We start from the raw sequence: 26,594 nt of genomic DNA, 5'->3' as shown, positions 1-26,594 counted from the left end.
ATATTATTAATTATAAATTAATCAAAAATGAAAATTTGAAAAAAGGAACTATAAATTTAATTAATATAGATTTAGACTTTGATAAAAATTACAAAAAAATTACAAACAAATCTAATAACTTTATAAAAAAATCATTTGATGTAGCTCTTCAATTAATAAAAATTGGTTTTACAAATAAATTTATAAATGGGCCTATTTCAAAAAAAAATTTTTTAAATAAGAAATTTCCTGGAATTACAGAGTATATTTCATTTAAAAGTAATACAAAAAAATATGCAATGTTAATTTTCAATAAACAATTATCTGTATGTCCATTAACAACTCATATACCCTTAAAAAATGTTTATAAATATATTAATAAAAAAAATATTTCAGAAAAAATAATTTTAATAAATAATTTTTATAAAAATAAATTCGGTATTAAGCCCAGAATAGCTGTCTTAGGCTTAAATCCACATTGTGAAAGTACAAATAAATTTAACGAAGATGAGCAGATTTTAAAACCATTAATTAAATCTTATGTTAAAAAAAAATATAAAGTATCTGGACCTTTTCCTGCTGACACTATGTTTTTAAAAAAAAATAGATCTAAATACGATGTAATCTTAGGAATGTATCATGACCAAGTTTTAACACCTTTAAAGACAATATTTGAATATGATGCAATAAATGTAACTTTAGGCTTACCTTTTATGAGGATTTCACCAGACCATGGTCCAAATGAAAAAATGATTGGGAAAAATAAATCAAACCCCTTAAGTTTAATTAGAGCTTTAGAATTTTTGGATAATAATTGATTAGAGCAAAAAAAAGTCTAGGTCAAAATTTTTTAATTGATAAAAATATTTTAGAGAAAATTGTAAATGCAGCAGATATTGAAAATAAAACAATTCTCGAAATTGGTCCAGGAACTGGAAACCTTACCTCTTATATTCTAAAAAGAAAACCCAAAAAAATTTTTGTTATTGAAAAAGATAATCAATTATCAAATGATTTAATGAAAAAATTTAATAATAAAATATCAATAATTAACGAAGATATTCTAAAAATAGATGAAACAAGAATGTTCGATAATAAAGTCACGGTGTTTGGTAACCTACCCTATAATATTTCAACCGAAATTCTTAATAAGTGGATTATTAATTTAAAAGATAACTTCTGGTTTGAATGTTTGGTTTTAATGTTTCAAAAAGAAGTTGCTGATAGAATTATTGCCGAATGTAATACCTCAAACTATGGACGGTTATCTATAATCTCTAATTGGAAACTTAATATAAAAAAAATATGCGATGTAAAACCAGAGGCATTTTCTCCAAGACCAAAAATTAACAGCTCTTTGTTGTTTTTTCTTCCTAAAAAAAATTTTGTAAAAATTAAAGATCCATCTAATTTAGAAAAAATAACGAGAATTTTTTTTAATCAAAGAAGAAAAATGTTAAAAAAACCATTTAACCAATTATTTAATGGAGATCATAGAGTTTTGGATAAACTTAAAATTAAGTTAACTATGCGCCCTCAGAACGTAAATTTAGAAACTTACTATAAGTTAGCTTGTGAATATGAAAATTTAAGAGGTTAATTTATCAATATGATCTCTAATAAAATCTAAATCATAATCTTTAGAACCATTATTAACTACTGCATCAATAAGATTAAATATTTTGTTATAACATTCTGTTAAATCGTTATTTATTACAACATAATCATAATTAATCCAATGCAACACATCTCTCTCAAATTGATTCATTCTTTCTTCGGCAATTAATTTGTCATTAAAATGACGTTTGGATAATCTTTCAAATAAAACCTCTTTACTAGGGGGTAAAATAAAAAATGTAATTAATTTATAATCTAATTTTTTATTCTTTATTTGATCAGCTCCTTGCCAATCAATATCAAAAAGAACATTCTTACCTTTGTTCAATTTATCTATAACTGGAGTTCTTGTTGTACCATAAAAATTATTAAACACTTTTGCGTATTCCAAGAATTCTTCGTTTTTAATTAATCTTTTAAACTCTAACTCATTAACAAAAAAATAATCATCATTTTGTTTTTCGTTAAGTCTGGGCTGCCTGGTTGTATGTGAAATTGAGATTTCAAAATTGCTTTTTTTAGATAATTTCTTAACCAGAGTGGTCTTGCCTGCTCCTGAAGGAGAGGATAAAATTATCATTATCCCATCTTTTTCTGATGGCATTAAAATTTTAGTTAGCTTTTCCTTCGATAAATTTAACTGCGTCTCCAACAGTTAAAATTTTCTCAGCTTCACTATCTGAAATTTCAGATCCAAATTCTTCTTCAAAAGCCATCACTAATTCTACTGTATCTAAACTATCAGCGCCTAAGTCATCAATAAAACTTGACTCCTCAGTAACTTTTGCTTCATCGATACCTAAATGATCTGCTACAATTTTTTTTACTCTACTCGAAACGTCTTCTGACATATTGATCCTTTTTGTTATAAATTCTTAATAGTTTAAAAACCTATTTTGTCAAGCCATATACATGCCTCCATTAACATGTAGTGTTTCACCATTTATATAACTTGATTGATTAGAGCATAAAAAAAGTACTGCATTTGCAATATCATCTGGTTCTCCTAAACGTGCTGATGGAATTTTAGATATTATGGCCTCTTTAAATTTGTCATCTAATTTATCAGTCATAGCTGTTTTGATAAAACCAGGTGAAATACAATTTATATTTATATTTTTCTTAGCATATTCTATTGCCAAACTCTTAGACATTGCAACTATACCTGCTTTAGAAGCAGTGTAATTGGACTGTCCTAAATTACCTGTATGTCCAACAACTGATGTAATATTAACAATCTTTCCAGATTTATTTTTAAGCATTTTTTTTATTGCTGATTTGCTCATTAAAAAAGTTGAAGTTAAATTAACGTCAATTACTTTTTTCCATTCATCTAGACTCATCCTAATTGCTAAATTATCTTGGGTAATGCCTGCATTATTAACTATGCAATCTAAATTGCCACCAAGTTCTTTAGTTGCATTTTCTACAAACTCCTCAATTTTATCACTTTGAGAAATATCAAACTTTAATATTTTAATATTTTCATATTTACCTTTAAGTTCCTCAAGTTTTTCTAATCTTGTACCTGAAGCTAAAATATTTGCTCGAGATTGATCTAATTTTTTAATTATTGAATTTCCAATCCCACCTGAAGCACCTGTAACGATGATATTTTTACCTTTTAAATCTATCATATTTTTAAACCTTCAATTTCACTTTGACTGTTTATTGTGTCAATTTTCACATCTCTATTAATTCTTTTTACCAAACCTGACAAAACTTTCCCAGGTCCAATTTCTATAAAATGATCTACATTATTTTCTATCATATTAATGACGCTTTCTCTCCATCTAACTCTATTTTCTATTTGCATAATCAAGAGATTTTTAAGCTCGTCTGGGTCTTTAATCTCATTAGCAGTAACGTTTGAAATTAATTTATTTTGCCCATTTTTAAAATTCAGTTTATTTAGTTCTTCTTTCATAATTTTTGTGGCATTATTCATCAATTCACAGTGAAAAGGTGCACTTACAGGAAGTTTAATATTTTTAATTGAATTATCCTTAAAAATTTTAATTAATTTTTCTAAATCTTCAGTTTTTCCACTTAAAACAATTTGACCTTCAGAATTGTCATTTGCAATTTCTACTTTTAAATTTTCTTTATTTTCTGTCAAAATTTTTTCTATCACATTAATTGACGAACCTAATACTGCAACCATTCCTCCCTGCCCTTTAGGCACAGCGTTTTGCATTGCATCTCCTCTTATTCTTAGTATTTTTAAAGTATCCGAAAAATCAAGATATCCTGCACATGATAAAGCTGAATATTCACCTAAAGAGTGTCCTGCAAAATATTTCGCTTTATTTAAATCTAAGTTAAATTCATTTTTTGCTAAATTAAATATTGAATAACTAATTAAAAATATTGCTGGTTGTGTATTTACTGTTAAATCTAACTCTTCTTTTGGTCCTTCCAGGATAAGCTTAGAAATAAAAAAGTTTAGTGTATCATCTGCTTGTTTAAAAAGGTCTTTTACTATATTAAATTTATCATAAATCTCTTTTCCCATTCCCACTATCTGAGACCCTTGACCTGGAAAAATTACTGAAAACATATAAAAAAAACTAAAATTTTTGCCTTTTTAACTATTGTAATTGAACTTTTATAATAGTATATCCTCACTTTTTATTAAAGAACTTAAATGAATTTATACGAACATACTATTATAGCTAGACAAGATACTTCTCCAAGTGAATTAAAGCAACTAACAGAGAAATATTCTAAAATTGTTGAAAAAAATGATGGTGAAGTTGTTAAAACTGAAAACTGGGGATTAATAAACTTATCTTATCTTATTAAAAAGAATAAAAAAGGTAGTTACATACACTTTAAAATTAAAGGTAAAGGCAATGTAATCAATGAATTAGAAAAAAATGAAGCTATTGATAAAAAATTACTAAGATATTTAACTGTTAGAGTAAAGAAATTTGATTTAGAGACAAATTATTTTGGAAAAAAAGAAGATAGTGAAAAAAAAGAAAGTGTTAAAAATTAATGCCAAAAAGACAAAGTGGAAATAAAAAGGGTAAACAGAGTAACTTTGCAAAATTAAGTATTTTCCAACCTAATAAATATAAATTTAAAAAAACTTGCCCATTATCAGTTAAGGGTGCTCCTCAAGTAGATTACAAAAATATTAAGCTTTTAAAAAAGTATGTATCTGAAAATGGTAAAATTTTACCTTCAAGAATAACAAATGTTTCACAAAAGAAGCAAAGGGAACTTTCTCTTTCAATCAAAAGAGCAAGAAACTTAGCATTAATATAAAATGAAAGTAATATTATTAGAAAACGTAAAAAGAATAGGCTCTATTGGCGAAGTAATAGATGTTAAGAGAGGTTTTGCAAGAAACTTTCTAATTGCTAATAAAAAAGCTCTTTATGCATCAAAAGAAAATATTAAAGAAGTTGAAAAAATCAAATCTGAGTTATCTAAAAAGGATAATGAAAAGAAAAAACAAGCCTATCAAATTGCTGAGAAAATTAATGGAAAAAATTATTATGTCAAAAAACTAAGTACAGAAAATAATGAATTATATGGCTCGGTTAAACCAACAGAAATTTCAAAACTTATTAAAGAAGAAAACAAAATTGATATAAGGCCCTCAATGATACAACCAGCTGAAGAAATAAAAGCTTTAGGAAAATTTAAAGTAAAAATTTCTTTACACTCAGAAGTTGATGCTGAAATTACAATCGATGTTTCTTCAGCTGATACAATTCAATAATTATACATTCTTTTCCCCATCAGAAATATATAATTTGATTTAGTTATTTTTCATGTAAATTAATTTTCGTGGAAAATAATTTAAGTATAGTCAAAGATCAATTTAAAGAGCTTCCAAATAACATTGAGGCAGAACAAGCAGTTATAGGATCTATTCTTGTAAGTAATGATATTTTTGATGAAATAAATACAATAATTTCTAGTATTAATTTTTATGATCCTATGCATCAAAGAATATTTGAGGCAATTGAAAGTCTCATATACAAGGGAATGTTAGCTAACCCAATTACTTTAAAAAATTATTTTGAAAATGAAAAAGATGATCTAAATGTTCCAGAATATCTGGTAAAAATCACAAAGTTTTCTACATCGGTTAGGCAAGCAATAGAGTACTCAAAAATCATTTACGATATGTTCGTAAGAAGAGAATTAATAAAAATTTCTGAACAAACTATTGATAGCGCAAAATTAAATGATCTTGATACTAATGGACAATCTATAATCGAAAGTTCTGAAAGATTATTATTTGATTTAGCTGAAAGAGGTTCTTTCAATTCTTCTTTAGTAAAATTTGATGAAGCAATGAAACAAACAATTGAAATGGCTTCAGCTGCTTATAAGAATGAAGAAGGTATCGTTGGTGTTCCAACTGGTTTAAGAGACTTAGATGATAAGCTTGGTGGTTTACATCAGTCAGATTTAATTATTATTGCTGGTCGACCATCAATGGGTAAAACCTCACTAGCAACAAATATTGCATTTAATGCTGCTCAAAAACTACAAGAGAGTGGTAAAAAATCATCCATAGCTTTCTTTTCACTTGAAATGTCTTCAGAACAACTATCTACAAGAATTATATCTGAACAAGCAAGAATAAGCTCTAATGACATAAGAAGAGGAAGAATATCAGATGATCAATTTGATAAATTTTTAGAAACATCAAAAAATATTTCTGAACTGCCTCTTTATATTGACGAAACTCCAGCAATAAGTATTGCTGCCCTGAGTAATAGAGCGAGGCGTATTAAAAGGCTTTTTGGTCTAGATATGATTGTAGTTGATTATATTCAGCTAATGAGAGGAACTACATTTAACAAAGATGGCAGAGTTCAAGAAATATCGCAAATTACTCAAGGACTTAAAGCAATAGCTAAAGAGCTTTCAGTTCCTGTGGTTGCTCTTTCGCAACTTTCTCGACAAGTAGAACAAAGGGATGATCACAAGCCACAATTGGCAGACTTAAGAGAATCCGGATCTATTGAACAGGATGCAGATGTTGTAATGTTTGTTTATAGAGAAGGATATTATTTGCAAAGAAAAGAGCCAAGAGAAGCAACAGTTGAACATGCGGAATGGCAAGCAAAAATGAATGAGGTTGCTCATTTGGCACAAATTATTATTGGAAAACAAAGGCATGGTCCTATTGGCAATGTAACTCTTGAATTTGAAGAAAGATTTACAAAATTTAAGGATACTCAATTAAGTTAAATTCAAATATAAAGAGCTTGAATGATAGCTCATTTTTATCAAAACGTTATCCTTAAAAATCCTAAAGCGATATTTATATTTTTAATTATTGCTATTTTAAGTTTTGGATACTACTCAAAAAATTTTAGGCTAGATGCTTCATCAGAAACTCTATTAATAGAGGGTGACCCAGATTTAGCATATTTAAAAGAAGTTTCTGAAAGATATGGATCTAAAGAATTTTTAATTCTTACATATACACCAAATGAGGGAATGGCCACTGACTCATCAATTAATAATTTATTAAGTTTAAAATATAAAATTCAAAGTCTTGATTGGGTTTATAGTGTAATTACATTATTAGACATTCCACTATTAAACAATTCTGATGCTCCTCTTCAGGAAAGACTAGAAAGCTTTAAAACATTAAAAGATGAAGATGTTGATAGAAATAGAGGTTTTAAAGAAATCTTAAATAGTCCTGTTTTTAGAAATTTTGTCATTAGTGAAGACGGTAAAACTAGTGGGATTATTGTTAACATTAAAAAGTCTCAAAAATTAGAAGATATAGAAAATAAATCAAAAGATGAAGTTGAACTAATTAAAGATCAAATTAAAAAACAAAACCATCAGAATATTTTAGAAATTAGACAAGTTATTCAAAGTTATGGTGATGTTGGAAAGATTTATCTTGGAGGAATACCAATGATTGCTGATGATATGATGACTTTTATCAAAAGCGATATAATTGTTTTTGGTTTGGGAGTTCTTCTATTTATAATTGCCACATTATGGTTTGTTTTTAGAAATCTTCTTTGGATTATTGTTCCTTTAAGTAGTTGCCTTTTTTCTGTGATAATAATGATCGGATTACTTGGATTGCTAGGATGGAAGGTAACAGTTATCTCATCAAATTTTATTGCACTTATGTTGATTTTAACAATGGCAATGAATATTCATATGAGCACAAGGTTTCTTCAACTTAAAAAAGATTATCCATCAAAAAATAATTTTGAAATTATTTCTTTAACAACTTCAAAAATGTTCTGGCCGATTCTCTATACGGTTCTAACAACTATTTTTGCGTTCTTATCTTTAATTTTTAGTGAAATAAAACCTATTATCGATTTTGGCTGGATGATGACTTTTGGTTTAATTACATCATTTATAATCACATTTACTTTACTACCTACCCTTTTAAATTTTGCACCAACAAAAAATATTTCAGTTAAAAGAGAACAGAAATCTAAAATCACAAATTTACTTGGTTTAATTTCTATAAATAATAAAAACTCTATCCTCTTAGTAACCGGAACAGTTATAATATTAAGTATTATTGGAATAGGTAAGCTTGAAGTTGAAAATAGTTTTATAAATTACTTTAATAAGAATACTGAAATTTACAAAGGTATGAAGCTTATAGATGAGGAACTGGGTGGAACAACTCCTTTAGAAGTTATTATTAAATTTCCTAAGAAAGAAAAGGTGAAAAAATCTGATGAAGATGATGAATTTGAGGATTGGAGTGATGAAGAAGATACTAATGATGAAAAATACTGGTTTACAAAAGATAAAATTGATCTAATTACTTCTGTTCATAATTACTTAGATGGCTTACCAGAAATTGGTAAAGTTCTATCTTTTTCTTCAATTATTGAAGTCGCTACTCAATTAAATAATAATAAACCTTTAGGTACTTTAGAAATGGGGGTGCTTTACTCTAAAATTCCTGAGAGTATTAAAACAGAAATCATTGACCCATATCTTTCAATTAAAGATAATGAGGCACGAATTAGTTTAAGAATTATTGATTCACAGAAAAATTTAAGAAGAAATGATTTAATTAACAAAATTAATTTTGATCTAAAAGATAAATTTGGTTTAGAGGAATCAGATTACAAACTAGCAGGTGTCTTGATATTATTTAATAACTTATTACAAAGCCTGTTTAAATCTCAAATTTTAACATTGGGATTAGTTATGATTGGAATATTTTCAATGTTTATAATCTTATTTAGAAATGTTAAGCTTTCATTGGTTGGTGTTGTTCCAAATTTTATTGCTGCTTTTTTTATATTAGGAATAATTGGAATATTAGGAATACCATTAGATATGATGACCATAACTATTGCAGCAATTACAATAGGAATTGCAGTAGATAACAGCATTCACTATATTTACAGATTTGAAGAAGAGTTTAATAAAATAAAGGATTATAACAAAACATTAAAAACGTGTCATTCTACCGTTGGTGTTGCTATACTAAATACTTCAATTACGATTGTATTTGGATTTTCAATTTTGGTCTTATCAAAGTTTATTCCGACAATTTATTTTGGTGTGTTTACGGGACTTGCTATGTTGTTGGCTATGATATCAGTATTAACACTGCTTCCTGCACTAATTTTAATTATTAAACCTTTTGGTAAATCATCTTAATGTTAGAAATCATAAGAGATTTTTATGAAGCAATATCAATCATTGATTTAATTTATTTAATTTTAACAATCCTTTCTTTGATAAATTGTTACAAGAAGGGTTTTATTTTAAGTATTCTTTCAATGGCAAAATGGTTGCTTGCATACATAATTACATTAAATCTATTTCCAAAAATCAAACCATATGTAAGAGATATAATTGATAATGAGTATGTGCTTGATATTGGTTTGGGTACATTAATATTTATTGTTGTTATCTTTTTGGTTTTATTAATTAACAAAGGTATCAGTAAAGGTGTCAGGTTTACAGGTATCGGTGGTTTAGATACGACATTTGGATTCTTTTTTGGTTTTATAAGAGCATACATTATTTCTGTTTGTATTTTTTCAGGTGCTCATATCATATATAATTATGATAAATGGCCGATAAATTTTGACCAATCATACGTCTTTCCATATTTAGAAAAAGGTAGTAGTTATTTAATTGAAGAACTTCCAAATGAAAAAAAATATAGAGATAGTAAAGAAAAAATTAAAGATTTATAATCCTAGACTTAAAGAGGAATGTGGGGTTTTTGGCATAAGTGATTCAAAGGATGCCTCAGCTCTGACAGCACTTGGATTGCATGCTCTTCAACATAGAGGTCAAGAGGGTTGTGGAATAGTAACTTTTGATGGAGAAAAATATTATTCTGAAAAAAGATTTGGTTTAGTTGGAGATAATTTCAACAAAGAAAAAGTGCTTAACAATCTTAAGGGAAATTATGCAATTGGTCATAACAGATATAGCACAACTGGAAACAATATATTAAGAAATATTCAGCCTTTTTTTGCTGACACAAACGCAGGTGGAATTGGGGTAGCACATAATGGAAATCTTACTAATTCAATATCATTAAGAAAGAAACTGGTCGAAGAAGGAGCAATATTTTATACAACTTCAGATACTGAAACGATCGTTCAACTAATTGCTAAATCAAAAAGACCAAAAACAATTGATAAAGTTATTGATGCAATTTTTCAAATCCAAGGTGGTTATGCTTTAGTAATGCTAACTCAAAACTCATTGATAGGAGTACGAGATCCTTATGGGATCAGGCCACTGGTTATTGGTAAACTTGGTAATAGTTATGTTCTTGCGTCTGAAACTTGCGCATTCGACATTATAGGTGCAAAATTTATAAGAGAAGTAGAGAATGGTGAAATAGTTTTAATTGAAAAAAATGAATTAAAAAGTATTAAGCCTTTTCCAGAAAAGAAAGTAAGACCATGTGTCTTTGAATATATTTATTTTTCAAGACCTGATAGCTTGATTGGAGGCAAAACAGCTTATGAACACAGAAAAAACCTAGGTAGAGAACTTGCAAAAGAAAGTAAAATTGATGCGGATATTGTGGTTCCAGTTCCAGATTCAGGAAATGCTGCTGCTATGGGTTTTGCTCAAGAGCTAAAAATGAATTTTGAGCATGGATTAATTAGAAATCACTATGTTGGAAGAACTTTTATTGAACCAAGCCAGAAAATAAGAAGCTTAGGTGTTAAATTAAAACTAAATGCAAATCAATCAACTATTAAAGATAAAAAAATAATTCTAATTGACGACTCACTTGTTAGAGGAACAACTTCTCATAAAATTGTAAAAATGCTTTATGATGGCGGTGCAAAAGAAGTTCATGTTAAAATTGCTTGTCCTGAAATAAGATACCCAGATTTCTATGGGGTAGATACACCAACTAAAAAAGAATTGTTGGCTGCAAACAAAACTAATAAAGAAATTTGTAAATATATCGGCGCGAAATCTTTAAGTTTTTTATCTGTAGATGGATTATACAAAGCAATAGGTTTCGAAAATAGAAGTAAAACTTATCCACAATTAACAGATCATTATTTTACAGGTGATTATCCAGTAAAATTGGTTGATGAGTTAGGAGACAATAAAATTACTCAATTATCATTATTAAGTTCAGCATCAAATAATTAAACTATGAAAACAGTTAAATTTACTGAAATGAAAAATGGTAGTAACGATGACTATAAGCTTTTAGAAAAACTAGAAAAGAAATTTGAAAGACAAACAGCAGATAGAATTCTAAGTTATTTGAGCAAACAGACCTCAACTTTAGAAGGTTACAAAATCAGTAGATTAGAACATTCCTTACAGGCTGCAACAAGAGCTTTTAAAAATAAAGAAAGTGATGAAATGGTTGTTGCAACTTTACTACATGATATTGGAGACGATTTAGCGCCAATGAATCATTCTCAATATGCTGCATCCATAATTAGACCTTATGTTTCAGAAAGAACCTATTGGATTATTCTACACCATGGTCTTTTTCAAACTTATTACAGTGCTCATCATTTAGGTGGTGATAGAAATGCAAGAGATAAATTTAAAGACCACAAGTATTATCAAGATACCATAGATTTTTGTGAAAAATATGATCAGTGCTCTTTTGACCCTGAATACAAAAGTATGACTTTGGATGATTTTAAGCCATTAGTTAAAAAAATATTCGCAAAAGAGCCTTATTATTATCTTTAAATTTATCTATAAATCACTAATTACAGCGCATGATTGATTCAAAAGAAAAAATTATAGATTACTTTAAATCAGGTATTAAGGAACCTAAAAATTTTAAAATAGGGATCGAGCATGAAAAGTTTTTATTTAACAATTTAGACAATCAAAGGATTGATTATCCAAAAATAAAAGAAATGTTTACAGCCTTACTTGAGTTTGGCTGGAATCCGGTTTTTGAAAAAGAAAATATAATTGCTCTTAATAAAGGTGGAAAAAATATAACTCTTGAACCAGGTAATCAGATAGAATTGTCAGGGGATAAATTAAATCATATGCACGAAGCTTGTGCAGAGTCACAAGATTATTTATTTGAACTTAAACAAGTGACAAAAAAATTAGACTTAAAAATTGTAAGTGCAGGATTTGATCCTATATCTAAATTAAATGAAATCCCAGATAATCCTAAGCAAAGATATGAATTAATGACTAAGGAAATGCCTCTAGGTGGTGAGCTTAGTTTAGATATGATGTATCGAACTTGTGGTACTCAATTAAATTTAGATTTTAAATCAGAGGAAGATTTTGTTAAGAAGTTTAGAGTAGCAAACTCAATCGTACCCATTGCAATTGCTTTGTTTGCTAATTCATCAATTGTAGAGAAAAAAAATAGTAATTATTTATCTTATAGATCTAAAGTATGGCAAAGTACTTCTAGAGGTGGATTGCCTAAATTATTTTTCGAAAATATGAATTTTGAAAAATATGCAGATTATGTAATTAATTTTCCGATATTGTTTATTCAAAATAAAGATCAGTATATTTCAGGTAGGAAATATATTTTTAAGGATTTTATGGAAGGAAAAATCCAAGAAATTGGAAATAAACTTCCAACTGAAGCAGACTTAACAACTCACTTAAGCACAATATTTACTGAGAATAGAGTTAAAAAATATATTGAATTAAGATCAATGGATGCCTGTGGTTGGGATTGTTTATGTGCAGGACCAGCTTTCAACATTGGAATGCTTTATGGAAATTTAGACGAAGTTCATGAACTAATTTCAACATGGGAGATCGATAAAATAATTAATGCTTATCTAGAGGCACCACAAAAGGGATTTAATACTCAATTAATGGGTAAGGACCTTCTTCATTGGTCATCTACACTTTTAGATCTTTCAAGAAAAGGTTTAGAAAATAGAGATGTTTTAAGTAAAAAAGGTAATAACGAGACTATATTCCTTAATCACCTACAAAAAGTAATTGATAATAAGACAACAAACGCAGATCATATGATTAGTAAATTTTCAAAAAACGAAAATTTAGACGAATTATATGATAAATAAAATTGTTGCTGTCCAAGGAAACCATCCTTCTAAACTTAATCCTTTAACGGATACAAGTGTTTTTTTAGCTAACGAAATTCAGAGTAAAAAATATAAGATTTTTTATTATGATCCAAAAGACTTATCGGTTATTAATTCAAAAGTTATAGCTAAAGGTTTTTTTATTAAATTTAACTATAGTAATAAAAAATTTTATAAAATAACAAAAAAACAAAATCTAGAATTAAGTAAATGTAAATTTATTCTTATTCGCCAAGATCCACCTTTTGATCTTGAATATATTTCCACAACATACATTTTGGATACAATTATGACTAAAGTTAAAATAATTAACAACCCTACCTCTGTAAGGAATATTTCTGAAAAATTATATTCATCTAAATACCAAAAATACATGCCAGCTACTATTTTTACTCAAAATATGGATGAAATTAAAAAATTTTTCAAAAAATACAAAAAAGTCATTTTAAAACCTATCCATAGTTTCGGTGGAAATGATATTCATTTGTTAAATAAATTTAATCAAAAATTAGTTAATAAATTTATAAAAAAACATAACCATATCATGTGCCAAAAATTTCTTCCTAAAATAAGTAATGGAGACAAAAGAGTTTTTATTATTAATGGAAAAGTATGTGGTGCAATTTCAAGGGTTCCAAAGAAAGGTTCAATTTTAAGCAATATGAGTAAAGGAGCAAAACCAGCTAATATAAAATTAACAAGTAAAGAAATTCAAATTTCAAAGTTAATTGCAAAAGATTTAAAAAAAGAAAATATTTTTTTTGCGGGAATTGACTTTATAGATCATAAACTCAATGGAGATATAAATGTTACATCTCCAACTGGACTTAAAACACTTTATGATCTATCAGGAAAAAATTTAGCTAAAACTTTTTGGAAACAGCTGAAAGCGTGAAAAATCTAACTAATCAACAAAAAGGCTCTTTAATGGCATTTGTTGCTATTATGTTTATAACTCCTGACTCTTTACTAATTAGATTATCAAATATTGATACTTGGGGAATGCTTTTTTACAGAGGAGCAATACCATTTTTTGTGGTTTTAGTAGGTCTTCTTTTTTTTTATAAAAATAATTTCCTAAAAGCTTTATTTAAAATTGGTTACCCAGGTATTTTTTATGTAATTAGTTTTTCTATTTGTAATATTACTTTTATTATCTCAATACAAAATACCAATGTAGCAAATACTTTATTAATGGTAGCTCTTGCGCCTATGCTTTCAGCAATATTGGGGGCTATTTTCCTAAAAGAAAAACCGGATAATAAGACTTGGGTCGCTATTATAATCACCTTTATTGCTTGTGTTTATATTTTTTACGACTCTTTAAGTCTTGGTAATTTTTATGGTGATTTATTTGGCTTAATAACGTCCTTTGGATTAGCCTGTAACGCAAACATAGCAAGATATGCAAAATCAACCGACTTAGTGCCTGCTGCTGTAATTGGAAAATCATGTGTCGCTATATTTGCCTTTTTCTTTGTAAAAGACTTTGCTTTAGTGGGAAATGATCTTTTTTATATACCTTTAATGTGTGTAATGTGTGTAGCTATACCTTTTGTTTTGGTAACTATAGCACCAAGATTTATAACTGCTGCTGAAGTTAATCTTTTTTTTCTTTTAGAGACAATTCTTGGACCTTTGTGGGTTTGGATGGTAATAAAAGAACAGCCCTCTTCTGAAACGATCTATGGGGGCATTGTTATCATTATCACGATAGCAATTCATTCTTTACTAGCCATAAAAAAAACACAAACCAAAACTACCTAGCGAAGAATTATTAAATTTTAAAAACAAAACATGCAAAAAGAAGTAAAAAAGTCTTGGGCTCTATTTATTGGGATAGGTGTAATGATGATTGCTCATGGATTGCAAATGCAAATCATGGGTATTCGGTCAGTACTTGAAGATTTTAGTGTTTTTACAACTGGTATCTTTATGTCAGGATATTATGTTGGCTACTTTATAGGTTCAAAAACTACTCCTAATTTTGTTTCAAAAGTTGGTCATATAAGAGTATTTGCTGCATTCGCTTCGCTTGCATCTTTAAGTGCTTTAGTAGCAGTTGTTTATGTAAATCCACTCATGTGGACAATTAGTAGATTTATAACAGGTATAAGTTTAGTTAGTTGTTATGTGGTTACTGAGAGCTGGTTAAACGATAGAGCAACTAATAAAAATAGAGGACAACTATTATCTGCATATATGATGGTAATTTATTTTGGTTTAGCTCTTGGTATGCTTCTACTTAATATTAGTAAACCTGAAGCTTATGAACCCTTTATTTTGGTTTCTGTTTTACTTTCTGTTGCTCTAGTTCCTATTTTATTAACAAAAAGACCCGCTCCTAAATTTAAAAAAATTGAGACAATAAGTATTCTAGAACTTTATAAAATCTCACCTCTTGGTTCTTTAAGCTCTTTCTTTACAGGAATTATTCATGCAGCTTTCTTTTCTTTAATTTCTGTTTATGCAACGATCGCAAAATTTACTTTATTTGAAACATCTATACTTTTGTTTGTTGCAACAATTGCTGGAGTTTTGGGTCAGGGTCCTATTGGTTATTTTTCAGATATTTTTGACAGAAGGAGAGTGATAGTCATAACAACATTTGGAAGTTCTCTTTTAGCATTAATTGCAATTTTAACTTCAAATGATCCTATACAAAATATTTACTATATGGATGAATTTGCTTTTAGAAAAATAATTTTTTTTATAGCTGTTGGACTTTATACAAGTTTATGTCTACCATTATTCTCACTTAACCTTGCACATACAAATGACTTCGTTCCAAAATCTAAATTTGTTGCTGCAGGTGGTGGATTACAATTAATTTTTGGTGTAGGAGCTATTAGTGGTCCTATTTTGTGTGCAATTTTCATGGAATGGTTTGGATTAAATGGTTTGTTTGTATTTTTAATTATAGCACACTCAATAATTGGTGTATTTGGTTTGTATAGAATGAAGGTTAGAAGCACTGTTGAAAATCCAGACTCAACATTCACACCAATTCCAGCAACAATTACACCTGCTGGATTGGAGCTAGATCCTGATGCGCCTGCAACACTTGATGAAACTCATGTTAATGAAACAGCGAAAACTTAAATATTAATTAATTCTATTTTATCACCAATATTAATTTTTGAAGAAGTGAGAATTTGACACCTTAGTCCACCCTTCCTCATAAACTCTTTAAGTATATTTTTTTTGTCAAGCATTTCAGTTAAATGTCTGCATGGACGACATAATTCAATCGCCACTAATTCTACGTTTCCAACCTTAAGTTTTTTTCCAATTAAATCATTTAATTTAATGCCTTTTGTAACTATATTTCTTCTGAAATCTATATAAGGAATATCAAGGCCAAATTTAATATTATATTCATCTATATTCTCTGACTCTATTAATGATAGTTGATTGTAAGGATCATTAAAATCATGAAAATGTCGATCACCTACTATTCCTTTATTTGCTAAGACTTCAATTGAATGCACTTCCATGATAGGTTGATTATTGTCAGCAGCAATTCCTAATTTAAATACTTCGGCCATAAATTATTGAAGAAATGATTAAGCTCATATAATCTTTTCAGAATAATATGACTTATCTATCATCAAATCAACTTAAACAGTATAAAGATCAAGGGTACATATCCCCTATTGAAATTTTGTCTAGTAGTGAAGCATTAGAGGCAAGAAAAGAAATAGAATTAATTGAAAAAAAAATGCCAAATGAAATAGATAATGCAGGAAGATATAATGTCCATCTAATTTCACCAAAACTTGATTCGATTGTTCATAATTCAAAAATTTTAGATGCGGTAGAAAGTATTATTGGAAAAAATATCTTAGTTTGCAGCACTACTTTATTCATTAAAAACCCTAGCGAGCAAAGTTTTGTAAGCTATCATCAAGATGCAAAGTACATAGGATTAGAGCCACACAATTGGGTTACAGCATGGGTAGCTTTAACAGATTCAAATGAAAATAATGGGTGTATGAAAATGTGGCCTAAATCACATTTAAATATTAAGGATCATAATGAGAAATTTAATGAAGGAAACTTACTTACTAGAGGTCAAACAGTAGAAAATGTGCCTGAAGATAAAGTCAAATCTATAAAACTTAAAGCTGGTCAAATGTCTTTGCATCATCCAAGAATAGTACATGGATCAGGAATAAATAAAAGTGATGATAGAAGAATAGGATTTGTTATCCAAAGTTATATAAGCACAAATGTAAAACAAACCCTAGGTAAAAATAGTGTTCAGGTTGCAAGAGGTGAGGATAAATATCATTATCATGAGGTTATACATAGAACTAACGCTTTAATGAGTGATGAAGGTATTTTACTTAGAAAAAAAGAAAATGATCACTTACAAGAAATTTTTTACAAAGGTGCAAAACAAAAAGGTTCTTATTAATTGATGAAAAAAAAGCTCAACCTTGGGGTTATTGGAATAGATCATGGACATATTTTTGATATGTTAGATGAAATGATTACAGAAGGTTGTAATTGTAATTGTTTTTGGACAGAAGGAGATCCTTTAACTCTTCAAGAATTCAATAAAAAATACCCTAATATTAAGAGAAAAGAAAATAAAGAGGAAATATTAAATGACTCATCTATTGATATGATTTTAATATCCTCGATCCCTGTAGATAGGGCTGATCATTCAATAGATGCTTTAAAAGCTGGTAAGGATGTTATGGTTGATAAGCCAGGCTGTACTACCTTAGATCAATTAAATAATTTGAAAAAAACTGTTAAAGACACTGGAAAGATCTGGTCAGTAAATTTTTCTGAAAGATTTCACGTTGCTGCAGTTGCTAAAGCTGAAGAATTAGTAAATGAAGGCAAAATAGGAAAAATAAAACAAACTATTGGCATAGGCCCACATAGACAAGGAAACTATGAAAGACCTGATTGGTTTTATAATCGTCAAAGTTATGGAGGAATTATTACAGACATTGGTTCCCACCAAATTCATCAATTTTTAGTTTTTACAAATTCAAATCAGGCAAAAATCAACCATGCTTTAATAGAAAATACAACAAAGAAAGAAATGCCTGGTTTTCAAGACTTTGGTGAAGTTAATATCACAGGTAATGGTGGACATGGATATGTGCGCTTAGATTGGTTTACTCCAGATGCTCTTCCAACTTGGGGGGATGGAAGATTATTAATACTTGGAGACAAAGGCTTTATTGAAATAAGAAAGTATACGGATTTAGCAAAATCTGAAAAAGGTAATCATTTATTTATAGCAAATAATGATGAAGTGAAACATATCGACTGCTCTAATGTTAAGTTACCCTACTTTAGTAATTTAATAAACGATGTTTTGAATAGAACTGAAACTGCATGTCCTCAAGAACTAACCTATCTTTCAATGGAACTTGCTATTAAAGCTCAGGAGCAAGCTGAAAAAAAATGAAAAAATATAAAGTAGCTATAATTGGAACTAATATAGGAGCAAAACATTTCGAGGATTTTCAGAAAATATCTCAGAGATTTAATGTTCACACCTTATGTGGTTTAACCAGAGAGGCTATTGATAAAATATTAAAGTCAAATACAGAAACAAAAGTTTCTTTAAATTTTGAAGATGTATTAAAAGTTAAAGAAATTGATATAATTGATATTTGTCTTCCACCTCACTTACATTTTTCTGCTTGTAAAAAAGCCATGGAGGCTGGAAAGCATGTAATTTGTGAAAAACCTTTAGTCTCTAGTCTTAAAGAAATAGATGAATTAGAAAAAATTAGCAAAGAAACTAGTAAAATGATTTTTCCAGTATTTCAATATCGATATGGTCTAGGATTTTCAAAGTTAAAAGCATTAATCAAATCTGGTTTAGCAGGAAAACCATTAGTTGCATCTTTAGAAACTCACTGGAATAGAGGAAAAGATTACTATTCAAAACCGTGGAGAGGAACCTGGAAAGGCGAACAAGGTGGAGCAATTTTAAGTCACTCTATTCATATTCATGATTTAGTTAGTATGATCCTGGGTCCTGTATCAAATGTTTTTGCAAAACTAACAACTAGAGTAAATGATATTCAGGTTGAGGATTGTGCTGCTCTTTCAATTGAAATGGAAACTGGAGCTCTTGTTACAAGTTCTATTACATTGGGTGCTGCAAACAACACTAGTAGACTCAGATTTTGTTTTGAGGGATTAACAGCTGAGTCTGCTGCTTCTCCTGAAAAACCCTATAGCCCAGCTGATGATGAGTGGACTTTTTTACCAAGAGCACCAATAACACAAAGTCAAATTGAAGATGTATTATCAAAAGTAAAACAAACTAAATCCTGGTATGCTGGTATGTTTGAGGAAATAGCAAATAAACTTAATGGTTTGCCTAGTGATGAAGTAACCTTAACGGACGCTAGAAATTCTTTAGAATTTGTCACCGCAGTCTATGCTTCATCAAGACAAAATAAAACAATTAAAATTCCAATAGATAAAAAAAATAAACTCTATAATTCCTGGCTCCCTAATTAAATTAATTAATTTTTAAATGTTTTAAATATGCTTACTGATATAAAATAAATATTTGAAACAACCCATAAAAACATTAAGAAAACCTCATATACTGGGTTTATGTTTAAATCCTTTATTAAAATTAACAAAATTGAAGTAATGAACCAAAATATTGCAAAAATAATTGATAAACTTTTAAATTTTTTAACTCTTAAAGGATGAATGCATTTTAAAGGAGAAAATTTTAATAATATTAATAAAATTAAAAATACTAAGTTAAAATTTTGGCTGGTGCCAAAAATATAAAAATAAAGTACGATTACATTCCAAATTGCTGGAAAACCATTATAGTAATTATCATTTGTTAAAATATTCAAATTCACATAAGAATAAATAGAAATAAAAATCAAAATTACAGGAATTAATAAAATAAACTGGTCTGGTACATACCTAAACCAATAAATCATTACTGATGGTATTATAACATAGTTAAAAAAATCAATTATACTATCCAGCATTTTACCATCAATATGTGGTAAATTTTTTTTCACATTAAATTTTCTAGCTAAAGTTCCATCAACACTGTCTATTAAAAATGCAAACCCAAGCCAAAGAAAAGCCGCTTTTTGGTTATTATTCATAACAGCAATTAAAGCAAAAAAACCAGCAACAATTCCTAATCCAGTCAATAAGTGAACAAGAATACCAAGAAATCTATCTTGTTTAAAAAGTTCATAGGTTTTAATATTTTTTTCTTTACTCATTTTTTTCTAAATTTATCTTGCCAATTTTATAAAAATATCTCCCATCCCACTTTGCAATTGTTCATCAGGCGTATTGTTTCTAAATTCACAAAATAAACCAGTCACCTGATGATTATCTATTTTGATAATTTCGGATTTATCACAAGATTTAGCTTGATGGAATAATCCAATAACCAGCCTATTATTTAGTTCTACAACTTGATCTTTAGATATACTTACACCATCGCAAAAATAATCTCTATTTACTTGATTAGGAAAATTTTTTTTACCACACGGGTTTTTAATGGTTAAAACATAAAAGTCTTTTTCTACATCTTTAAATTTATATTTCATTTTATCAACTTTTGAATATTTCATTACATCACAAGAACATGGAATACAGCATCTGTAATAATCCCCACAAATTTTTTTATTTGTGTTGACTTCTTGTAAATATACCTTTTCAGGCTCGGCGTTAGGATCTATTAAAGAACCAGATACAGCACAATAAAGTTTATTAAACTCTACAAATTCTTGATAAGTAATGTCTTTATTTAATATATGTTTAAAAAATTTTGGACCAGCAGCGTTTCTATTTCTATCTGGAAATATTTTACTCCACTCATTTACTAATTCTTGATAATAATTTCTTTCTTGCGCTTCTAAACTTGAGTTATAAGAAAAAACTAAAAATACAGTAAATATTATAAAAAAAAATTTTTTCATAAAAACATTAATCATTTTGTTTAATTTCCAATGTTTTATTTAATTCATTTATTTCAAAAGTGTTTTTTTCTCCATTTGTCCAAGTAACAATAATCTTAATATTTCTCTCATTTTTTCGAATTCCGTAATGTGCCACTGGCTCCATTTGACACAAGTATCCTGAGCCTGAATCTATTGTTTTAGAATGAGTTCTTAAATTTGATACAAGAGTTACAGTAGCACCTCTTGCTGGAGCACCGTGCATATTAATTGGCTTAATCCTTAAGAAATTATTTTTTTTTGAATTTGCCTTATATAAAGTTAAAGGCTGATAACCAGATTCTCCATGAGATATTAAAAGCTCAAGTATTCCATCACCGTCTATATCGGCTACTGCAGCTCCTGTTCCTAATCCATTAGTTTCTAAAGCATTTCCAATATTTATTTCTTTGAACTCACCATTATCTAAAATTTTAAATAATTTATTTGGCTCGCCAATATTATTCATGAATACTTCGTCATAACCATCATTATCAAAATCAGCAGAGATTACTGTTCTAATTCTCGATGGGGCGCTAAATTGTTTGTCAGCTATATCTACAAACTTATTATTTTTTAAAACAAATGCTCGATGAGGTCCTTCCCAATTTGAAGTTAATATATCTAATCTACCTCTATAATAAATATCACTTAGCGCAGTTCCACGACCGTTTTGAAAGATATCATCAACAGCATAATCTTTTGCTAGTTCAACAAAATTTCCATTATTATTATAATATAAAAAATTCTCCCCTCTTTCATTCGCAGCAAAAATGTCGGATCTTCCAGATAAAATATTACCTGAAATAACCGCTCTACCTCCAGTAATTTTATCAATACCTAGCTCTGAAGCTTTGTCTATTATTTCATTTCCATCTTTTTCATAAAATCTTGTAGGCCCTCCATAATTTGCAACATATATCCCATAAGCTCCATTTCCATTTCTATCTACACATACAACTGATCTACCTGCTGTAAGATTTAAATTTTCCTGGTTTATTTCTAATTCAAATAAATCAAAAAATTTATTTCCATCAAAATCCAATAATCTGTCTGAATATCTTTTGTTTCCACTGTAAGTGTCTGTATTTAAAAAATATATTTCCTCATAACCATCCTGATCAATATCACACGATGCTACTCCTATAGTTTTACGATTTTTGTCTATAAATATACTTTGGTTAATTGAATTGAACAAAACACCCTTTTTATGAGCTAATGCTAAATTATTAAATCCAAATCCAGTTACAATAAATTCAAAATTTCCATCGTTGTTTACATCTGAAACGGACACACCATAACTTAATCTAGGTTGATTTTCTAATATTTGGTAAGTTATATCTTCAAAGAAATCTTCTGACTTTGAATAATTAACAATATTCAAAAATATTAATAAAAATATAAATAATTTTTTCATTTAATTTCCAACTAGACTAAAAATTAAAAATTAAAACTGTTAATATTGGCATAGTTAATTTAGTGTAATTTCAATAAAAATTTTAAGATATTATTAAACGTGAGCGATCTAAACAAAGCACCAAACGATTTTTTCAATAATTGGAATAAAATTAATTCCATGTTATATAAAAATGTAATTGAACTACATGTTAAGAGAAGTAGTGAAAAAAAGATATTAGCTTTAATTCAATTTGAATTAGATCAGTTTTCAGAAAATGTTCAAAAGGATTTGCTTATTTCTGAATCAAGTTCTTTCTATCAAGAAATATCTAATTTTTTCAGAGACGCAAACTGGTGGTCAACTGCTACAGTAACAGATGCTTGTAAATATTATTTAAAATGTGCAAGAAATAATATTTCTCATTTTGAAGACTATGTAGAGGCAGATAGTGATTTATCCCAAAATGAAAAAAATGAGATATTTGCATTGTATCAATTGTGTACTCTATTTGTTTCTTGGAATGCTATTAAAGAAAAAAAGATCAGAGAAATTATAGATATTAGAAAAAGTTTATTTTTTAGATAAAATTTATTAGCATGAATAAAGAAAACGCAAGTAAACTCTGGAAAATTATTCAGGAAGCTGGCGATTATTTGGTGGGTCAATTACCTGATCACCCAAATCACCCAAAAGGAAGAAACCCATATGCTCATGTTGCTATTTGTGTGAAAAGCAAATTCAATGCTAGCTATAAAGATATTCCTGATGAAAAATACGATGATGTAATTAAATACATTGAATTTTTAAAACAAAATCCAGGTTAATCTTATTTTCAAATAAATTATTGCTTTGGAAAATAATCTTTTAAATCGCCTTCTCGATAAACATCAGCTGTACAGCAATGAAGGCCTCCTCCAAAAGCATATGCATCTCTAAGTTCAACTGGTATAACTTCCATTCCTAATTTATCCAATTGTTCAGCTTGATAAATTTCACTTTTTTCTACACATACAGTCTTAGGATCTAATACTAAAACATTCATTGATAGCCATGTTGATGAATAACATAACGGTGGTGGTTCGTTATGCGCTGGTTGTGCACTGTCCACTATTTCCCAACCATTATCCTCAAATAATTTTCGTTGTTCTTTAGGAAGTCTTCTTTGTGGATTATTAATAATTAAACCCTCCTTTATTGGTGTAAAAGTTGCATCAATATGAATTGGGTAAGGATCACCTGGGAAGTTAACAGCATGAACTCTGTGATCTTTATAATGTCTTTTAAGCCAATCTATTCCTTTTAAATTTGTTGTAAATCCATGCTGAACAACTAAATCTTTTCCAAATCTCAATACATCTGCTGCATCAAACAATGGCTCTTCTTCAGTAGTTACGAAATATTTTTTCTCAGTCCACTCTAATCTTTTTTGAACACCAATTTTATCTGATAAATAATCTTTTCTGTAATCTGCATCAGTGAGTCTTGGTTTTGGAGCAGACTCGTGTCTCATATTAGGATCTTGATTATAATAATCTTTTAAAAGTGGTCGGTAACATAAATATTCAAACCAACGACATCGGTAACTCATTGTTGCTTCTAAAATTTCGTTGCCTACTGTTAACAAAACATCTCTTGGAGGCATGCAGCCAAACATTGTTTCAGCTTCCCAATCTGGAGTGGATGTTTTTTGATTAAAATCTATTGCTGTTGGTCGATCAACTTTAATGCCTCTTTTTTCAAGAATATTTGAAAAGTTATCTAATAATTCATTTGCTTTATCGACAGTATCTTTGGTTCTTGGTCCAAACTGACCTCGCATATCACTGTCTTCTGGAACTTTTGCATCTAATGCTGGTTCAGGCGCTGGTATACATGTGCCATCTGCTCTACCAACAATTACATGTTTTAACGGATCCCACTCATTCCAACTATTAACAATAGTTTTATTCTCATTCATAAGGATTAGTTTTTTATAATATTATGCTCAGGGCCGAAAGGGAATTTTGTAATATTTTCTACTCCATCTTTACCAATCACCAAAATATCGTGTTCTCTATATCCACCTGCACCAGGATTACCCTCTGGAATCATTATCATTGGTTCCATAGAAACCACCATGTTTTCCTCAAGAATGGTATCAATGTCTTCTCTTAATTCTAAACCTGCTTCTCTTCCATAAAAGTGAGAAAGCATACCAAATGAATGTCCATAACCAAAAGTTCTATAATGAAGGTAACCAAGTTCAGCAAACAATTCATTTAACTCATGACAAATATCTGAACATTTAACACCTGGTTTAATCAATTCTAATCCTCGCTTATGTACTTTTACGTTTGCTTCCCATGCTTTAAGTGATTCATCATTAGCATGATCTAAAAATAAAGTTCGCTCTAGCGCAGTGTAGTATCCTGAGATCATTGGAAAAGTATTTAAAGATAAAATATCTCCTTTAACTAATTTTCTATTAGTCTTCGGATTGTGAGCTCCATCTGTGTTGATACCAGATTGAAACCATACCCAAGTGTCCATGTACTCTGCCCCTGGATAACTTTTAACAATCTCTCTTTCCATTCTATCTCTTGCTGCAATTGCTACTTCGATCTCTGTATTATCTTCTCTAATATTTTTAACTATTTCTTCACCACCAATGTCTGCAATTCTTGCACCATTTTTGATGATCTCAATTTCTTCATTCGATTTAATCATTCTAAGTTTCATAAGATCTTTTGAAACATCACTAAAAACAGAGAAAGTAAAAATAGAACCTATTTTTTCTCGCATATCTAACGTGACATGATCATTTTCTATTCCAATATTTTTTGGAGGTTCATCTCTTCCAATAATTGAAACAATTGCTCTTAAAAAATTATCCCTTTTCCAATCAGTATAAATTACGTTATCACAATGAGATCTACGCCAAGGTTGACTTGCATCAATATTAGCTGAAATTGTTGAAATTTTACTTTGAGTTATCACACATCCGTATGGTCTACCAAAAGAACAATAAATAAAACCTGTGTAATATGCAACGTTATGCATTGAGGTTAAGATAACCATATTAAGACCACTTTGGTCCATCACTGATCTAAGTTTCCTTACTCGATCGTTATATTCTTTATCAGTAAATGGTAATTTTACTTTTTCACCGTTTTTAAGTTCAAAAAAATCTGGCCGTTCCATATTAATTTAAAGCAATATATCTTTTGTTCCATCTAATTATTAAACTGTAATAAAATATAGATACAAAAAGAAAAAAACCACCAATTATAGTATTTGTGGATGGCACTTCATTAATACCAAATAATGGTAACCAAACCCAAAAAATTCCACCTACAACTTCAGTTAAAGATAATAAAGTCAATTCTGCCGCTGGTATTGCTTTAGATCCAATTGAATATAAAATTAAACCAAAACAAACTAGCGTCCCATGCAAAGAAAACAAAGCTCCATTATAGCTAGACGAAAAAAAAACTAAGTTGTTTGATATAATCATAATTGTTGCAAACACAAAACAAAAGAAACCTGCAAAAGCTACGGTTGTGAATTTTGGTGTTTCTTTTCTCCATCTTAGCGTTACAGAAAAAATCGAGAAACCAATTGAAGAAGTTAAACCAAATAAAAAACCAATTAATGGTTTTTCACCAGTACTTCCAAGTGCCATAATAATAATACCAACTGTTGCAATTATTATTGATATCCACACATTGAGAGAAATTTTTTCTCTCAAAAATAAAAATGCCAATAATGCTGTAAAAAAAGGCATTGCTGCTAAACAAAGTAATGTAACTGCAGCACTAGTATTTGTAATTGAATAAATAAATGTAATCATAGCGATCCCCAATCCAGATCCACCGATTACTCCAGATAAACCTATTTTATAATAGTTTTTATAAAAATTTTTTCCCTCCTCAAAAAATAAATAAAGATTTAATAAAATAAAAATTGTTAAACCTCTTCCAAAAATATACTGCCAAGGCACAAATTGAGGATTATCCATATATCGGACAACTAGTGGACCAAAAGACCATAATAGACCTGCAAAGAGAACTACTGGAATAGCAATTTTTGGATTTCTCAACTCTAACATATTCAGAAATCTAATTC

Annotated in this window: 30 protein-coding genes; 19 read left to right on the top strand and 11 right to left on the bottom strand. The window is 28.8% G+C overall.

What is annotated here, in order from left to right:
• The coding region (locus ACTT9X_RS01980; protein ID WP_440934021.1) for a 4-hydroxythreonine-4-phosphate dehydrogenase PdxA at positions 1 to 797 on the top strand (797 nt) is incomplete at its 5' end.
• Positions 794 to 1,579 carry a 16S rRNA (adenine(1518)-N(6)/adenine(1519)-N(6))-dimethyltransferase RsmA gene (rsmA, locus tag ACTT9X_RS01975; RefSeq protein ID WP_440934020.1) on the top strand — a complete coding sequence of 262 codons (786 nt, stop codon included), beginning with the start codon at positions 794 to 796 and terminating at the stop codon, positions 1,577 to 1,579. The genes ACTT9X_RS01980 and rsmA, both read left to right, overlap by 4 nt.
• Here the strand turns inward: rsmA and gmk are convergent.
• Genes gmk through fabD form a run of 4 tightly spaced genes read right to left on the bottom strand, consistent with a single transcriptional unit; the run spans position 1,568 to position 4,156 of the window.
• The gene (gmk, locus tag ACTT9X_RS01970; RefSeq protein ID WP_440934019.1) at positions 1,568 to 2,200 is read right to left on the bottom strand and encodes a guanylate kinase; all 633 of its coding nucleotides are present in this window, start codon (positions 2,198 to 2,200) and stop codon (positions 1,568 to 1,570) included. The genes rsmA and gmk overlap by 12 nt on opposite strands.
• A gap of 7 nt (positions 2,201 to 2,207) precedes the next feature.
• Positions 2,208 to 2,447 (bottom strand): acyl carrier protein, encoded by a 240-nt coding sequence (locus tag ACTT9X_RS01965; protein WP_440934018.1) that lies wholly within the window; start codon positions 2,445 to 2,447, stop codon positions 2,208 to 2,210.
• Positions 2,448 to 2,495: 48 nt separating this feature from the next.
• On the bottom strand, positions 2,496 to 3,233 hold the full coding sequence (fabG, locus tag ACTT9X_RS01960; protein WP_440934017.1) for a 3-oxoacyl-ACP reductase FabG: 738 nt from the start codon (positions 3,231 to 3,233) through the stop codon (positions 2,496 to 2,498).
• Positions 3,230 to 4,156 carry an ACP S-malonyltransferase gene (gene fabD, locus ACTT9X_RS01955; protein ID WP_440934016.1) on the bottom strand — a complete coding sequence of 309 codons (927 nt, stop codon included), beginning with the start codon at positions 4,154 to 4,156 and terminating at the stop codon, positions 3,230 to 3,232. Before fabD ends, fabG begins: the two co-directional genes overlap by 4 nt.
• 87 nt (positions 4,157 to 4,243) lie before the next feature.
• Here fabD and rpsF point away from each other — a divergent pair, with 87 nt between their 5' ends.
• From rpsF to ACTT9X_RS01895, 12 genes are all read left to right on the top strand, one after another.
• The gene (rpsF, locus tag ACTT9X_RS01950) at positions 4,244 to 4,597 is read left to right on the top strand and encodes a 30S ribosomal protein S6 (RefSeq protein WP_440934015.1); all 354 of its coding nucleotides are present in this window, start codon (positions 4,244 to 4,246) and stop codon (positions 4,595 to 4,597) included.
• Positions 4,597 to 4,869, top strand: a complete 273-nt coding sequence (gene rpsR, locus ACTT9X_RS01945; protein ID WP_440934014.1) for a 30S ribosomal protein S18 — start codon at positions 4,597 to 4,599, stop codon at positions 4,867 to 4,869. The genes rpsF and rpsR overlap by 1 nt, the downstream gene beginning before the upstream one ends.
• 1 nt (position 4,870) lies before the next feature.
• Positions 4,871 to 5,329: a 50S ribosomal protein L9 gene (rplI, locus tag ACTT9X_RS01940; RefSeq protein ID WP_440934013.1), complete on the top strand. Its 459-nt coding sequence runs from the start codon at positions 4,871 to 4,873 to the stop codon at positions 5,327 to 5,329.
• Positions 5,330 to 5,397: 68 nt separating this feature from the next.
• On the top strand, positions 5,398 to 6,816 hold the full coding sequence (locus ACTT9X_RS01935) for a replicative DNA helicase (RefSeq protein ID WP_440934012.1): 1,419 nt from the start codon (positions 5,398 to 5,400) through the stop codon (positions 6,814 to 6,816).
• 21 nt (positions 6,817 to 6,837) lie between these two features.
• Positions 6,838 to 9,234 carry an efflux RND transporter permease subunit gene (locus ACTT9X_RS01930; protein WP_440934011.1) on the top strand — a complete coding sequence of 799 codons (2,397 nt, stop codon included), beginning with the start codon at positions 6,838 to 6,840 and terminating at the stop codon, positions 9,232 to 9,234.
• Positions 9,234 to 9,779, top strand: a complete 546-nt coding sequence (locus tag ACTT9X_RS01925) for a CvpA family protein (protein WP_440934010.1) — start codon at positions 9,234 to 9,236, stop codon at positions 9,777 to 9,779. The genes ACTT9X_RS01930 and ACTT9X_RS01925 overlap by 1 nt, the downstream gene beginning before the upstream one ends.
• Entirely contained in the window at positions 9,733 to 11,214 is a 1,482-nt protein-coding gene (gene purF / locus ACTT9X_RS01920) for an amidophosphoribosyltransferase (protein WP_440934009.1), read from the top strand. Before ACTT9X_RS01925 ends, purF begins: the two co-directional genes overlap by 47 nt.
• A 3-nt stretch (positions 11,215 to 11,217) precedes the next feature.
• The gene (locus ACTT9X_RS01915) at positions 11,218 to 11,775 is read left to right on the top strand and encodes an HD domain-containing protein (RefSeq protein WP_440934008.1); all 558 of its coding nucleotides are present in this window, start codon (positions 11,218 to 11,220) and stop codon (positions 11,773 to 11,775) included.
• 29 nt (positions 11,776 to 11,804) lie between these two features.
• Positions 11,805 to 13,100, top strand: a complete 1,296-nt coding sequence (locus ACTT9X_RS01910) for a glutamate--cysteine ligase (protein WP_440934007.1) — start codon at positions 11,805 to 11,807, stop codon at positions 13,098 to 13,100.
• The gene (gene gshB, locus ACTT9X_RS01905) at positions 13,090 to 14,016 is read left to right on the top strand and encodes a glutathione synthase (RefSeq protein WP_440934006.1); all 927 of its coding nucleotides are present in this window, start codon (positions 13,090 to 13,092) and stop codon (positions 14,014 to 14,016) included. Before ACTT9X_RS01910 ends, gshB begins: the two co-directional genes overlap by 11 nt.
• Positions 14,013 to 14,888, top strand: a complete 876-nt coding sequence (locus ACTT9X_RS01900; RefSeq protein WP_440934005.1) for a DMT family transporter — start codon at positions 14,013 to 14,015, stop codon at positions 14,886 to 14,888. Before gshB ends, ACTT9X_RS01900 begins: the two co-directional genes overlap by 4 nt.
• A 30-nt stretch (positions 14,889 to 14,918) precedes the next feature.
• A complete protein-coding gene (locus tag ACTT9X_RS01895) occupies positions 14,919 to 16,223 on the top strand; it encodes an MFS transporter (RefSeq protein ID WP_440934004.1) in 1,305 nt (434 codons plus the stop codon).
• Here ACTT9X_RS01895 and ACTT9X_RS01890 read toward each other — a convergent pair.
• A complete protein-coding gene (locus ACTT9X_RS01890; RefSeq protein WP_440934003.1) occupies positions 16,220 to 16,669 on the bottom strand; it encodes an MOSC domain-containing protein in 450 nt (149 codons plus the stop codon). The two genes, ACTT9X_RS01895 and ACTT9X_RS01890, sit on opposite strands and share 4 nt — an antisense overlap.
• A gap of 47 nt (positions 16,670 to 16,716) precedes the next feature.
• On the opposite strand from ACTT9X_RS01890, the gene ACTT9X_RS01885 reads away from it, so the two are divergent.
• From ACTT9X_RS01885 to ACTT9X_RS01875, 3 genes are read left to right on the top strand one after another with little or no spacing between them, the layout of a single operon-like run.
• Positions 16,717 to 17,541, top strand: a complete 825-nt coding sequence (locus tag ACTT9X_RS01885; RefSeq protein ID WP_440934002.1) for a phytanoyl-CoA dioxygenase family protein — start codon at positions 16,717 to 16,719, stop codon at positions 17,539 to 17,541.
• 3 nt (positions 17,542 to 17,544) lie between these two features.
• A complete protein-coding gene (locus ACTT9X_RS01880) occupies positions 17,545 to 18,555 on the top strand; it encodes a Gfo/Idh/MocA family protein (protein WP_440934001.1) in 1,011 nt (336 codons plus the stop codon).
• Positions 18,552 to 19,625 (top strand): Gfo/Idh/MocA family protein, encoded by a 1,074-nt coding sequence (locus ACTT9X_RS01875; protein WP_440934000.1) that lies wholly within the window; start codon positions 18,552 to 18,554, stop codon positions 19,623 to 19,625. The genes ACTT9X_RS01880 and ACTT9X_RS01875 overlap by 4 nt, the downstream gene beginning before the upstream one ends.
• Before the next feature lie 5 nt (positions 19,626 to 19,630).
• On the opposite strand, the gene ACTT9X_RS01870 is transcribed toward ACTT9X_RS01875, so the two are convergent.
• Genes ACTT9X_RS01870 through ACTT9X_RS01860 form a run of 3 tightly spaced genes read right to left on the bottom strand, consistent with a single transcriptional unit; the run spans position 19,631 to position 22,508 of the window.
• Positions 19,631 to 20,368, bottom strand: coding sequence for a CDP-alcohol phosphatidyltransferase family protein (locus ACTT9X_RS01870; RefSeq protein ID WP_440933999.1), 738 nt, complete (start codon positions 20,366 to 20,368; stop codon positions 19,631 to 19,633).
• A 12-nt stretch (positions 20,369 to 20,380) separates the two neighbouring features.
• Entirely contained in the window at positions 20,381 to 21,073 is a 693-nt protein-coding gene (locus tag ACTT9X_RS01865; RefSeq protein ID WP_440933998.1) for a hypothetical protein, read from the bottom strand.
• A gap of 7 nt (positions 21,074 to 21,080) precedes the next feature.
• On the bottom strand, positions 21,081 to 22,508 hold the full coding sequence (locus tag ACTT9X_RS01860; protein WP_440933997.1) for a CRTAC1 family protein: 1,428 nt from the start codon (positions 22,506 to 22,508) through the stop codon (positions 21,081 to 21,083).
• A gap of 99 nt (positions 22,509 to 22,607) precedes the next feature.
• On the opposite strand from ACTT9X_RS01860, the gene ACTT9X_RS01855 reads away from it, so the two are divergent.
• Together ACTT9X_RS01855 and ACTT9X_RS01850 are read left to right on the top strand one after the other, a co-directional pair.
• Complete coding sequence (locus tag ACTT9X_RS01855; protein ID WP_440933996.1) at positions 22,608 to 23,075, top strand: hypothetical protein; 468 nt, start codon at positions 22,608 to 22,610, stop codon at positions 23,073 to 23,075.
• Positions 23,076 to 23,086: 11 nt separating this feature from the next.
• On the top strand, positions 23,087 to 23,314 hold the full coding sequence (locus tag ACTT9X_RS01850) for a hypothetical protein (RefSeq protein WP_440933995.1): 228 nt from the start codon (positions 23,087 to 23,089) through the stop codon (positions 23,312 to 23,314).
• A 17-nt stretch (positions 23,315 to 23,331) separates the two neighbouring features.
• Here the strand turns inward: ACTT9X_RS01850 and ACTT9X_RS01845 are convergent, their stop codons facing one another.
• Genes ACTT9X_RS01845 through ACTT9X_RS01835 form a run of 3 tightly spaced genes read right to left on the bottom strand, consistent with a single transcriptional unit; the run spans position 23,332 to position 26,577 of the window.
• Positions 23,332 to 24,447 (bottom strand): serine/threonine protein kinase, encoded by a 1,116-nt coding sequence (locus tag ACTT9X_RS01845; protein WP_440933994.1) that lies wholly within the window; start codon positions 24,445 to 24,447, stop codon positions 23,332 to 23,334.
• Between the two features lie 5 nt (positions 24,448 to 24,452).
• Complete coding sequence (locus ACTT9X_RS01840) at positions 24,453 to 25,670, bottom strand: aminopeptidase P family protein (protein WP_440933993.1); 1,218 nt, start codon at positions 25,668 to 25,670, stop codon at positions 24,453 to 24,455.
• A gap of 1 nt (position 25,671) precedes the next feature.
• The gene (locus ACTT9X_RS01835) at positions 25,672 to 26,577 is read right to left on the bottom strand and encodes a DMT family transporter (RefSeq protein WP_440933992.1); all 906 of its coding nucleotides are present in this window, start codon (positions 26,575 to 26,577) and stop codon (positions 25,672 to 25,674) included.
• Between the last annotated feature and the right edge of the window lie 17 nt (positions 26,578 to 26,594).

The sequence above is a fragment of the Candidatus Pelagibacter sp. genome (genome assembly GCF_052049855.1).
Classification (GTDB): Bacteria; Pseudomonadota; Alphaproteobacteria; order Pelagibacterales; family Pelagibacteraceae; genus Pelagibacter.
The sequence above is the reverse complement of the archived record's forward strand: the minus strand, read 5'-3'. Positions and strand labels throughout refer to the sequence as shown.